11 protein-coding genes and 1 other RNA gene are annotated in these 12,593 nt (G+C 43.3%); all 12 read left to right on the top strand.

The annotated features are described in order from the left end of the window. Nucleotides 1-305: 305 nt before the first annotated feature. The 12 genes from H171_RS24220 (at nucleotide 306) to H171_RS18520 (ending at nucleotide 12,443) form a co-directional block, all read left to right on the top strand. A complete protein-coding gene (locus H171_RS24220) occupies nucleotides 306-680 on the top strand; it encodes a hypothetical protein (protein WP_157803193.1) in 375 nt (124 codons plus the stop codon). Then, complete coding sequence (locus H171_RS18570; RefSeq protein ID WP_242977001.1) at nucleotides 625-1,431, top strand: hypothetical protein; 807 nt, start codon at nucleotides 625-627, stop codon at nucleotides 1,429-1,431. Before H171_RS24220 ends, H171_RS18570 begins: the two co-directional genes overlap by 56 nt. Beyond that, nucleotides 1,406-2,512, top strand: coding sequence for a polymorphic toxin type 33 domain-containing protein (locus H171_RS24640; RefSeq protein WP_242977103.1), 1,107 nt, complete (start codon nucleotides 1,406-1,408; stop codon nucleotides 2,510-2,512). The genes H171_RS18570 and H171_RS24640 overlap by 26 nt, the downstream gene beginning before the upstream one ends. Before the next feature lie 326 nt (nucleotides 2,513-2,838). Further along, nucleotides 2,839-3,237, top strand: coding sequence for a DUF4279 domain-containing protein (locus tag H171_RS18565; protein ID WP_100306450.1), 399 nt, complete (start codon nucleotides 2,839-2,841; stop codon nucleotides 3,235-3,237). 853 nt (nucleotides 3,238-4,090) lie between these two features. Continuing rightward, nucleotides 4,091-4,352: signal recognition particle sRNA large type (gene ffs / locus H171_RS18555), an RNA gene on the top strand. Between the two features lie 217 nt (nucleotides 4,353-4,569). Then, a complete protein-coding gene (locus tag H171_RS18550) occupies nucleotides 4,570-5,649 on the top strand; it encodes a 6-phosphofructokinase (RefSeq protein ID WP_100306448.1) in 1,080 nt (359 codons plus the stop codon). Nucleotides 5,650-5,662: 13 nt separating this feature from the next. Then, the gene (dnaX, locus tag H171_RS18545; RefSeq protein WP_100306447.1) at nucleotides 5,663-7,258 is read left to right on the top strand and encodes a DNA polymerase III subunit gamma/tau; all 1,596 of its coding nucleotides are present in this window, start codon (nucleotides 5,663-5,665) and stop codon (nucleotides 7,256-7,258) included. Nucleotides 7,259-7,290: 32 nt separating this feature from the next. Continuing rightward, nucleotides 7,291-7,644 (top strand): YbaB/EbfC family nucleoid-associated protein, encoded by a 354-nt coding sequence (locus H171_RS18540; protein WP_025230831.1) that lies wholly within the window; start codon nucleotides 7,291-7,293, stop codon nucleotides 7,642-7,644. 88 nt (nucleotides 7,645-7,732) lie between these two features. After that, nucleotides 7,733-8,329, top strand: a complete 597-nt coding sequence (gene recR, locus H171_RS18535; protein WP_092241212.1) for a recombination mediator RecR — start codon at nucleotides 7,733-7,735, stop codon at nucleotides 8,327-8,329. 136 nt (nucleotides 8,330-8,465) lie between these two features. Continuing rightward, the gene (locus H171_RS18530; RefSeq protein ID WP_100306446.1) at nucleotides 8,466-10,778 is read left to right on the top strand and encodes a tetratricopeptide repeat protein; all 2,313 of its coding nucleotides are present in this window, start codon (nucleotides 8,466-8,468) and stop codon (nucleotides 10,776-10,778) included. A gap of 15 nt (nucleotides 10,779-10,793) precedes the next feature. Beyond that, entirely contained in the window at nucleotides 10,794-11,627 is an 834-nt protein-coding gene (locus H171_RS18525) for a Cof-type HAD-IIB family hydrolase (RefSeq protein ID WP_100306445.1), read from the top strand. Nucleotides 11,628-11,708: 81 nt separating this feature from the next. Then, nucleotides 11,709-12,443, top strand: coding sequence for a CvpA family protein (locus H171_RS18520; RefSeq protein ID WP_242977000.1), 735 nt, complete (start codon nucleotides 11,709-11,711; stop codon nucleotides 12,441-12,443). The last annotated feature ends 150 nt before the right edge of the window (nucleotides 12,444-12,593 follow it).

The following is a 12,593-nucleotide window of genomic DNA, read 5'->3' as shown; positions in this document are numbered from 1 at the left end:
TTAATTTCTGGATTTCTTTCGGGGAATAAGAAGTGAGTTATAAAAATGATGCTTTGTCTGGATATCTATAAGGTAATTTAAGACCGTGATTTCAACAGTTAAAAATATCAGAAGCATAGATGAAAATGTAAAAACAATTAAAATTGCTCCCAACCTCAGGATACTGAAGCGATGATTATTGCCTAAGTAACTGTTTATGCCATAAAAATGGCCGTTTCTGATATCATACAACATTTTCTTTTTATTATATATTATTCTTGCAGGCTCTATGCTGTAAAAATATGAATTAAAGGAGAAAGATGAGTATGAGGGGCAAAAAAAGACGATTTGTTAAACAAGTGTTTAGCTATCTGCTTTGTGTGAGTATGGTAGCGCCGGGCATGACACCGATTGTATCATTCGGTGCGGAGTACATTAACAACAGGCCGAGGTATGTAGACTTTGCAAGCCCGGAAGCATTGACGCTGGAAGAACTTGGGTTTGACCAGAATGAGACAGAAGCGGCGGTGGCGGAAGATGACGCCAGTGAGACCGCTGCCACAGATCCTTCGGACGAAACCAACACGGCAGAAACGCCGGAAGTGGAAGAGAGCCATGAGGCAGAAACCAGCCCGGCAGGGACGGATGAAGAGGAAACCAGTCCGGCAGATACCGATGGGAATGCAAGCGGTACAAGATGAGCTTTTGGTGGCGGCAGCCTATGACGGAGACGGAAACCGCCTGTTCCAGTTAAACTATAACCTTCATACGGATGATGACTGGAAAGGAAACTCTGGCAATGGAAACGGAAATAACAAGGACAACACTGGAAGCAGGAATAATGGAAACAGTGGAATAAGCGGAGTGATCAGTGAAGCGCTTTCTTCCGTTGTGGATTTCTTTACTGGATCAGCTGTAGAAACCGCAACGGAGCCAGAGACAGAAGCAAAGTCCAACGGGAATAAGAACAAGGACAAAGGCAATGACGGGAACGCCACTAATAATGGAAAAGGGAATGGCAACGGAAAAGACAATTCTAGTGGGAATAACGGAAATAACGGGAATAACGGAAATGGAAACACCAACAATACAGGAGGAAGCCAGAACCAAAGCGGAATCCTGATGCCCCAAAAGCCAATTTCCGATGTGGAACAAGGACTAATTGATCTCATTAAAACGACAGGAAAGCATAAGAACTATGAGCTGATTGAATATGTCAATGATGTCAACCGGGATTACACAGAAGTGTTAATGGAAGTGAACATTGACGGAGAAATGGATACGGCTTATACTTATGGAAATGAGCGTCTGGCCCTTAGAGCGTTTCACAGGTTATTATACCAACGATCCCAGAGGAAGCGTCACCGGAGTAACCGACAGCGAGGGAACCTTATGGAAGTCCTACCGCTACAGCCCTACCGGAGATATTACCTTTGGAAAGCCGCAGTATAATAATGTTTACAGCTACAATGCAGAGGATTACAACCCGAATCTGGAGTTCCAGTATTTAAGAAGCCGTTACTATGATGTGGAACGTGGAGATTTCTTGACGGAAGATACTTACCTTGGACAGATCACAGACCCACTGAGCCTGAATCGTTATAATTATGTAAAAGGCAGTGCGCCTAATTATGTAGATCCAAGCGGAATGTATTCGGTGCCGAAATCAGCAGCGGCCTATGATTCGAAAAAAGAAGATACTTATGGAAATCAAAAGGTAGGGAGTGAATACGCAGCAACGGGTGTAAAATATGCGACTTTAAAAGACATAAACCGTATGCAAGAGGAGGCGGTAGATAATCTTACCCGATTGATGAATCTTGCAAAGAATTCGAGTATGGCAAAATATTGTCAGATATTTAATGCAGGAAAGCAATTAGGGGGATCAACTTTCTGGAAGACCCTGGATAGAGAGACGATAGGGAAAATATATGTATTGTTCGGAAACACATCCCGTTATAATTATACGGATAAACAATTCTGGGAAGACAGCGATAGAATTTGGAAGAACATAATAGAAAAAATATATGGGCCGGGAACTCAAGATGCAAATGAACTAAAAAAACTCCGTAAGATATATGAAGCAGGGATTGACGTGGGATATGGACTAGGGCTTACAATGCTCTTGTCATTTCTCAGTTCTAAAGGAAAACAATCTGTAAGTGGAGGAGATTACAAGAGTGTCTTAGTAATGGATCAATATGGAAATACCTATTCCGTGATGGTTCCGCAGGCAGTGATTGAGGGTGGTATTTCAGGAGAACTGGGAGCTGGAGCAGCAATACTGGGAATGACTGGAGGTAAGGGGGATTCAAACGCTAAATTAGATTTGGATAAAGTGGATGATTCATACCTGAAAAAGAAAGGAGTTGATGCACATCAACTTAAGAAAGATATTTATGGGAAAAAGGCAAAAGTAGCAGAATATGATATTTATGTAGATAAGAAAACTGGAGAATTATACACCCAAAGAAAACCACAATATAACAAGGCAGGAGAGCCCCCAATTCCTACGGGAGAATACATAAAGTAAGATAATCTGAAATAAAAATTAATAGTATCCATGGGAATTGAACAAGAGAAAAAGGAAGTTAGAGGACTGTTTTAAGGAGATACAGTAAGTTTATCAATGATATAACACACGTTCTATAATGTCTGTTCTTGATTATTTGGCTAACTGGAGATTACCAAGGATGTAGTTACGATAACCGTGCACGTACATCCTTGTAATCTCCAGTGTAGAAAATATGATTTTAAGAAAAAAAGGGTCTTACTTATCTACATGTATGTGAATAAATAATACTGAAATTATGGGATTTTAAACATTAATTACCGGATTTTAATAGGAGTTTAAATAAAATGGAAAAAACTAATATAATGGTTGAATTTTGTATCTTAGGTGACGAATTTAACCCTGAAGAAATAACTTCAAAATTGTTGATTGAGCCCAGTGAACAGTACTTAAAAGGTAGCAGAAATGCTCGAAATATTGAAAGGAAGGAATCTTGCTGGAGTATTAACACAGGATATTTGGAAACTTTGTTTGTTAGTGAAGTACTAGATATATTGTTAGACAAATTGGCAAGCAAGAAGGAACTAATTTTAGAAATAGAAAAGGAAATGGATTTAATTTGCAAATTTTTTGTTGTTATAAAAATTGAAGATAATATTAAACCTGCTATTTATTTAGATAAGAGAGTGATTGAATTTGCGGATTTTGTAGGTGCAGAATTTGATTTTGATTTGTATATTTTTTAAAGTAGTAATTGATAGTTTGAACACTACTGGAGAGCAGGTATGAGTATGATGCTCTTGGAAAGATTACGAAGACAAGGCTCCAGCCTGGTGGTGAAATCCCTTTATGCCTAATAATAACTGTTTAGGGGTACGGAATAAAGCCTTAATTTATGCTCAATTCTCAAGATTACGACCACCTCGACCGTGCCAAACCACAAATCCGACCACCTATCGCAAAGGAGATCAAATGCCCAGCACTGCTGGGCTTTTGACCACCCGGCTTTATCCTGTTCTTTTTTCGACCCAGTCAATAAGCTTGGAATTTTCCTGAAAAGTGGATTCTGAAAATGATGCACATAGTGGTGTCCGATGTTCTTTGACGGAAAACATATCAGCAAAACTGTTATCAATTCTTTCTACAAATCGGCTCACATTTGCCTTTGTCCCTATATATGAGAAACTATGCCACCTCTGTCTTTTTGAGGGCATACTGGGGCGACACGAGCGTACACGGGCTAAGGAGAATGAATGGCTGAAAGAAGATGTGGTCAGGTTAGAAAATTACTTGGAGAGGACATTTAAAATTGTCACAGAAAAGCAAGGAAAAATTCTGCTGATACAAGCTGAACCCCTCTTTTCAAAAAAATCCAGCCATGGTAAAATCTCCTGCTCTATTTTCGACCCAGAAAGTCTGGGCTTTGATGCTTATAATGTCAGCAGGTGTATTGCTAGAAACAATAGGCCAAGAGTAGTACAAGGTTAACTTCCCAACAAACTAATTCCAATAAAATGCAAATCCCCCTCAACTCCTTGACAACCTGCCCGTTTCCATGTATACTAAAGTGCGATTAAACCAATACATGTCATAAAGTTTCCGTGCAGCCGGGGAGATAGCGGTGCCCTGTACCTGCAATCCGCTCTAGCAGGGGTGATGTCTCACCCCGGGCTGCCTATTGCAGGGCTGCCCCTGGTAAGTGGCGATGACGTTTGGGTCTTACGCAACAGATCTTCATGAACCGTGTCAGGGCAGGAATGCAGCAGCACTAAGTGAAACCTTCTGTGTGCCGTGAGGGTGCCTGGACCGAGTTAACTGCCAGGGTAACGCCTGTGATAGCGGTTCAAAGTGAGACGCACGGATTAAAAATATAAAGAATTATCAGACGCCGGAGAACAGGAAACTGTTTTGCGGTGTCTTTTGCAATGTTTGATTACCATTTTTAATATTTTCTTACATTTCTTATGAAATAAAGTTTTCCCTTGCCCCATATTCCCCTTTGTATTATAATTATAAAATGGGTATAATACTACCTATTTCCTAATGACAAATCTAATCAAAAAAAGAGGTGTGCTTTTATGATAAGAATTGGAATGCTTACAAGCGGAGGCGACTGCCAGAGCTTAAACGCTACCATGCGAGGCGTAGCAAAGGCACTGTACCGGATGCCCGGCGATATTGAGATTGTTGGATTTGAGGATGGCTACAAAGGGTTGATTTATGAGGAGTATCGTGTAATGAAACCGGAAAATTTTTCAGGGATTCTTACAACGGGTGGGACAATCCTTGGTACTTCCAGACAGCCATTTAAACTTATGCGGACACCTGATGAGAATGGTCTTAATAAAGTAGAAGCTATGAAGCACACCTATAGAAAGCTGAAACTGGAATGCCTGGTGGTATTAGGCGGCAATGGAAGTCAGAAAACAGCCAATCTCCTTCGGGAAGAGGGGCTGAATGTAGTATCCCTCCCCAAAACCATTGATAATGATTTATGGGGAACCGATATTACCTTTGGTTTCCAGAGCGCTGTCAATGTGGCTACCAATGCCATTGATTGCATCCATACAACGGCAGCTTCCCATGGACGAGTCTTCATCGTGGAGGTCATGGGACACAAGGTTGGATGGCTTACCCTGCATGCAGGGATTGCAGGCGGGGCTGACATCATCCTACTGCCGGAGATCCCGTATGATCTGGATAACGTAATAAAGGCATTAAAGAGCAGGGCCCAAAATGGTAAGAAATTTTCCATTCTTGCTGTGGCGGAAGGGGCAATTTCCAAGGAAGATGCCTGCCTGACGAAAAAGGAATTAAAAGAAAAAAAGAAAAATGGAGTGGTATATCCCTCTGTGGCATATGAAATCGGGGCTCAGATCACGGAGCGTACCGGACAGGAAGTGCGGGTTACCGTACCGGGTCATATGCAGAGAGGCGGCGACCCATGCCCCTACGACAGAGTGCTTTCCACCCGCCTTGGGGCTGAGGCAGCAAAGCTCATAAATAACAAAGAATACGGATATATGGTAGCGGTGAAAAACAATGAGATTGTTAAGATTCCGTTAGCCGATGTAGCCGGAAAATTAAAAACCGTCGATCCGGAAGGCTCTATCGTTAAGGAGGCCAAGATGATAGGCATTAGCTTCGGCGACGAATAAGGAGTTAACAGGCATGTCATATACGGCATTGTATCGGAAATGGCGCCCTCCTTCCTTCTCGGATGTAAAGGGTCAGGACCATATCGTACAAACATTGAAAAACCAGATAGTATCCGGGCGTATCGGGCATGCGTATCTGTTTTGCGGAACAAGAGGAACCGGTAAGACCAGTATTGCAAAGATCTTTGCAAAAGCGGTTAACTGTGAACATCCTGCAGACGGAAGTCCCTGCGGGGAATGCCAGACCTGTAAGAACATCGCAGCCGGCGCATCCCTTAACGTGGTTGAAATTGATGCTGCGTCAAACAATGGCGTGGAGAATATCAGGGAGATAAGGGATGAAGTCCAGTATCCTCCCACGGAAGGCAAATATCGGGTTTATATCATCGATGAGGTTCATATGCTTTCTACAGGAGCATTTAATGCACTGTTAAAGACATTGGAAGAACCTCCATCCTATGTTATATTTATTCTTGCGACTACGGAAGTCCAGAAGATCCCGGTGACGGTCCTGTCACGGTGCCAGCGGTATGATTTTAAACGAATTACGGTGGAAACCATTGTAGAGCATTTAAAAGAGCTGACCGTCGCAGAACATATCCAGGTAGAAGACCGGGCCCTTACTTATATCGCCAAGGCAGCTGACGGGGCGTTGCGTGATGCCTTAAGTCTTCTGGACCAGTGTATTGCTTTTCATTACGGAGAGCTTCTTACCTATGACAATGTCCTTGATGTCCTGGGAGCCGTAGACATCACCGTGTTTGGAACGATGTTCCGCGCAATCGTGGAAAGCCGGACAAAAGACTGTATAACCAGTCTTGAAGAGCTGGTGATCCAGGGAAGAGAGCTGGGCCAGTTTGTTATTGACTTTATCTGGTACTTAAGAAACCTTTTAATATTAAAATCCGTTGATAATGCAGAAAATCTGCTCGATATGTCAACAGAGAACCAAAATCTGTTAAAAGAGGACAGCAAGCTTACGGACAACGATACACTTTTGCGGTATATCCGGGTGTTTTCAGATCTTTCCAATCAGCTTCGCTATGCTTTCCAGAAAAGAGTTCTGATTGAGGTAGCCTTAATCAAGCTGACCCGCCCTCAGATGGAACAGAATCTCGATTCCATACTTCAGCGGATCAGCAATATAGAAAAACAGCTGGAAAGCGGTATTGTAGTAAATACTTCCCCAGATACCTTAAACGCGGGGGAAGGAAAAGGTGGCAGTAATGCCACTGTCCCAGAATTAACCCCTGCAGAGCGGGTGGCTCTTCCCAAAGGCCAGCTGGAGGATTTAAATCTGATCCGAAGTGAATGGGGAAAGATCATTCGGGAACTGGGAGGGCCTATCCGGGCCAGCTTCCGGGATACGGTTGTAGAACCAGCAGGAGAGAGCTGTCTTTGCGTTGTCTTTTCCGATCAAAGCAATTACATGATCGGAAGCAGGGATACAACAGTTGCGGCGATTGAGCGGTATGTGGAAGACCATTACCAAAAGTCCATTACCTTTAAGACCAGGCTTCTGGGCGGAGGAGAACGGCTTAATACCGTTTATGTCAGCGATGAAGAAATAAAAGCAAATATTTTAATGGATATAACAATAGAAGATTAAAAAATAATCAAAATAGCAGGAGGACATACACCATGGCAAAACGTGGCGGTTTTCCAGGCGCAATGCCTGGCAATATGAATAATTTAATGAAGCAGGCTCAGAAGATGCAGCGCCAGATGGAAGAGACAACAAAGGCGCTGGAGGAAAAGGAATATACAGCTGCAGCAGGCGGCGGAGCCGTGTCAGTCACTGTTTCAGGAAAAAAGGAAGTGACTGGGGTTAAATTATCCCAGGAAGTAGTAGATCCAGATGATATCGAGATGCTTGAGGATCTGATCATGGCTGCTACCAATGAAGCATTCCGCCAGATGGAAGAAGACAACAGCTCTGCCATGGCTAAGCTGACCGGCGGTCTTGGCGGTTTAGGCGGCGGTTTTCCGTTCTAAAGGTTGAAAAATAAGCATTTTTCAGCCATGAATTTGTGAACCAACTGGATATGAAAGCATATCCGTTTGATTCATTAGGAGACAAATTATGAATTACTATAGCAGTCAGATAACCAGATTAATAGAAGAACTGTCCAGGCTTCCGGGTATCGGCAGTAAATCTGCGCAGCGCCTGGCATTTCATATCATCAATATGCCGGAGGAACAAGTGGCAGGTCTTGCTTCATCCATTACAGAAGCAAAACGGAATGTACGTTATTGCAAGGAATGCTTTACCCTGACGGATCAGGAAAAATGCCCCATCTGCCAGAGTGAAAAACGCAATCATAAGATGATTATGGTAGTGGAAGACACCAGGGACTTGGCTGCTTATGAGAAAACAGGAAAATTCGATGGCGTTTATCATGTCCTGCATGGAGCTATCTCTCCCATGCTGGGAATTGGACCTGGTGACATAAAGTTGAAAGAGCTGATGCAGAGACTGCAGGGGGATGTGGAAGAGGTGATCATTGCCACCAATTCCAGTCTTGAGGGAGAGACGACAGCCATGTATATCAGCAAGCTGATCAAACCGACAGGAATCAGGGTTACCCGTATAGCCAGCGGGGTTCCCGTTGGAGGAGACTTAGAGTACATAGATGAGGTAACGTTGTTACGGGCCCTGGAAGGCCGGGTCGAATTGTAGATCATTTGCCTTGTTAGAGATATAAGGTTGAAAGAAAAACATCCTTTGGCCTTAAGTTTACGAATAGCATGCCCCGCTTTACCGGGCATCAACGGGACAGGCAAGCATATCCGCCTGATTCATTAGGAGACAAATAATGGATAAGTACGAGTTTAATATAAAGGTTGAACAGATTAAAAAATTGGTCGGCAAAAACGACTATGATACGGCTATGAAAATAGCCGACACAATAGACTGGAAGAGAGTCCGCAACACCAATCTGCTTTCCATGGTAGCCACAATTTATGAGAAAAATGAAGATTATCAGGAAGCCAAGGAGATCCTTCTCCAGGCTTTTGAACGTGCTCCCATTGGAAAACGTCTGCTGTATAAGCTTGCAGAGCTTGCGATCAAGGAAGGAAATATCGAAGAGGCAGAAGCCTATTATAAAGAATTTGGTGATCTGGCCTCTGATGATCCCAGGCAGCAGCTTCTGCGCTTTATGATTTTAAAAGCAAAAGGAGCACCGGCCCAGCAGCTCATTCACTCCCTGGAATCCTATACCAGTGTGGAGCTGGATGAGAAATGGCTGTATGAGCTTGCTGAACTTTATAGCCTTGCGGGCATGCCTGATCGCTGCGTGGATACATGCGACAGGATCATGCTGATGTTTGGCCTTGGAAAATATGTGGACAAGGCCATGGACTTAAAAATACAGTATGCACCGCTTACCAACTACCAGATGGATCTTGTAGAGAATCGGGATAAATACGAAGCAAAGCTGCGGGCAGTTGAACAGGAATACAGCATCGGAAGAAGACCGAACTCAGAACCAGAGCCAGTACCAGAATCAGAACCAGAAGAGGAATACTATGAAGAAGAGCAGGAGTTTTACCAGGAGCCGGTCATAGAATTTGAAGAGAATCCTGGAGTGGATAATCTGGAGGCGAGGCTTCAGGAAGCTGCGGTTCAGGAGACGCTGGCAAGAGAAATGTCAAAAATCTCCTATGAAGAACCCGTTATGCGGGATGAACCTAAGATGGAACGCACCAGAGTGCTGGAGGACATCCGGAGAGTGGGCCGCCCTGTTACTGCCATACCAAGGCCAGGGAATATCTATGCACCTGTAGAAGAGGAGTCTCTTTTGTATCATTCGGAACCGGTTATTGAGGAAGAGGAACCAGAAGGTCCTGGAATGGAAGAGACTGACATCGGCGGATACTATGACGGAGAGGCTGAATATGAAGCGCCTGATGATGCCAGAGGACAGTTCGCCGCTGCAGAAGATGATTTTCAGGAATCCGGTGATCAGCCGGAGGAAGATTTTGGATATGAAGAAAATGATTATAACCAGCCTGATGGATCATTAAATTCAACCTTAGAAGAGGAAAACGCTCCTTACGGCTATGATGATAATCTGGAGTTCGAGGACTTATATGAGGAAGAGGAAGAGGAACTGGAGGAAACACCGGTTCAAAACCACCTCATGATAGAGGCAAGGACTCCTGAAAAAGGACTTCAAATGGCTGTTGAAGCCTTAAAACAGATTCACAATGAAAATAACGTAAAGAATCCGGTGGCCAAAATCACCGGGTCCAAGTTGTCCAGCCGGGGAGTACTGGCATCCGCAGACAGGCTGGCCGGAAAAGATCTGGTCATCGAGGAAGCCGGTGATCTTACCAGAGAAGCGTTGGAAGAATTAAATGAATTGATGGACCAGGATACAAGCGGGATGATCGTGGTTCTTATTGATAACCCAAAGCAAATGGAAACCCTTCACCAGGAGCATCCGGCACTTGCAAGTAAATTTGAGTGCATTGGAAGCGGGGAAGAACCCCCGGTTTTCTGTGTGAGAGAAACGGTGAAGAAGGAAAGACCGGTTAGAGTCGTTCAGAAGCCTGCTTTTAAACCTTTGACTCCTGCTTTTAATAAGAAAGACTTAAGAGAAGAATCCTACGAAGATTATGGAGATCAGGAATATAGTTATGAATCTGATTCCTTGCAGGAGAATGAATATGGGCATACCGGGGCCTATGTAAATGGAACCTTTGAAAACGGCTCCTATGAAAATGGCTCCTATGGAAACGATGCTTATGAAGACGGTGTCTATGAAGACAATGATTTCTATGAAGAGAGTGAAGAATTCCACTCATCTGTCCGGGATGAGGAAGGCCCTGGTTTTCAGGGAGAAGAAATGGATATTGACGAATTCGCCCAATATGCCTGTCGTTATGCCAATGAGATCGACTGCAGCATTACCGGAAAAAGCATGCTGGCACTCTATGAGAGAATTGAGATCATGGAAGAGGATGGACTTCCTTTAAACAGAGCCAATGCAGAAAGTCTGATTGAAGAGGCGGCTGACCGTGCGGAAAAGCCTTCCATTGGAAAACGGATTAAAGGTCTGTTTTCCTCAAAATATGACAAAGACGGCCTTCTTGTTTTAAAAGAAGAACATTTCATTTATTAAATTGGAGTATTAAAAGTGGATATTAAACTCATTGCAATAGATTTGGATGGAACCCTGTTAGACAGTAAGAAGCGACTTTCCGATGTCAACCGTCAGGCCCTCATCCAATGTGTTCAAAAAGGAATATGGGTTGTTCCGTGTACCGGACGAACCGTGCATGGAATACCTGAAGAAATAAAAGGCATTTCCGGAATCCGTTATGCAATTACCACCAATGGAGCTGTCATTGAGAACATGGAAGAAAAAACGGTTATTGACACCCGGATGTTATCCCGGGAATTAGCGTTGGAGCTTTTGCACCTGGTGGAATCCTACTATGTTATGTACGATCCCTACATAGACAGACGCGGGATAACAGAACCACGCTTTTATGAACACTTATCAGAATACGGTCTGTCGACTGAATTACAGGAAATGGTCTTTCAGACCAGGGATGTCCATCCCAATATCATAGAGTTTGTGGAAAAGGGTCATAAGCCAGTAGAGAAAATCAACCTGTTTTTCCCTGAAATGGAAGAACGCGCCAGACTAAGGGCTGAATTGGAGAAAAGAGAGGATATTCTGGTCACCTCCTCCATACCAAACAATCTGGAGATCAATGCAATCGGAGCTACAAAAGGTGAGGCGATCTTAAGACTCGCTTCTCATTTAGGGCTCAATGGAAATCAGACAATGGCAATTGGAGATGGGGAAAATGACTTTTCCATGATCCAAAAGGCAGGAATCGGAGTGGCTATGAAAAATGGAAGCAAAGAGCTCCATGAGGCTGCTGACTATATAACGGATACGAATGATGAAAATGGAGTGGCATCAGCTATTAACCGTTTAATATTCGGAGCAAAAGGTTGAAAGAAAGATATCCTTCAACTTTGAGTTTATGAATCAACTGGATATGTCCACATATCCAGTTGATTCATTAGGAGACAAATTATGACAAAGCTATATATGGAAAACTGGTTATCTGTAGCAGCCGGAGTTTATCTTTTGGGAATGGTCCTTTATGGACATCACAGAGGATTTATACGGTTGATTGTATCAATGCTGGCGGTGGTCCTGTCTTTGACCATTGTCCGGGTTGCTTTACCTTCGGTAACGGGGTATTTAAAGGAAAATACAGGTCTTCAGCAGACTATTTCAGAGAGCATGAAAAAATCCGTAGGTTTGGAACAGGAAGAAAATCCTTCCGGGGAAGTCTTGGAAGCTCCATCTGCCCAGCGTATGATTATTGAAAATCTTAAGCTGCCCCAAAGCGTCAAGAACGCACTCATTGAAAATAACAACAGTGAAGTGTATCAAATGCTTGGAGTTCAGGCTTTTACAGACTATGTTGGTAACTATCTTGCAGATGTAATTCTTAATTCTGTGGGATTCGTTCTTCTGTTTGCTGCAATCTATCTGTTTTCAAGGCTGGTTATGAGGTGGCTGGATATTATCTCAAGACTTCCTATTATATCAGGAATCAATAAGATAGCAGGCGCTCTGCTTGGTGGTTTGGAAGGACTTGTATTCCTTTGGATTGCCTGTCTGCTGGTCACTGCGTTCTCCGGAACCGAGTGGGGCCTGATGCTGACCCGGCAGATTGAAGCGAGTAAATGGCTGTCCTTTATATACACCCATAATTTCTTAAATCTGATGGTTCTAGGGGTCCTGCGTGGCTTTGTGTGAGACCAGAATTGTACCTATCATATATTCAATTAAAACAAATCTGCAAGCAAAGATGTGAGAATCTCTGCTTGCAGATCTTTTTATAAACCACAAAATATAGAAAAATTAAGGATAAATACTTATATATAGTAGGTGTGGGATCCCTGAAAA

Origin of the sequence: [Clostridium] celerecrescens 18A, assembly GCF_002797975.1 — a bacterium.
Lineage (GTDB): Bacteria > Bacillota > Clostridia > Lachnospirales > Lachnospiraceae > Lacrimispora > Lacrimispora celerecrescens.
Note: the sequence above shows the minus strand (reverse complement) of the source record. Positions and strands in the feature narration are given on the sequence as shown.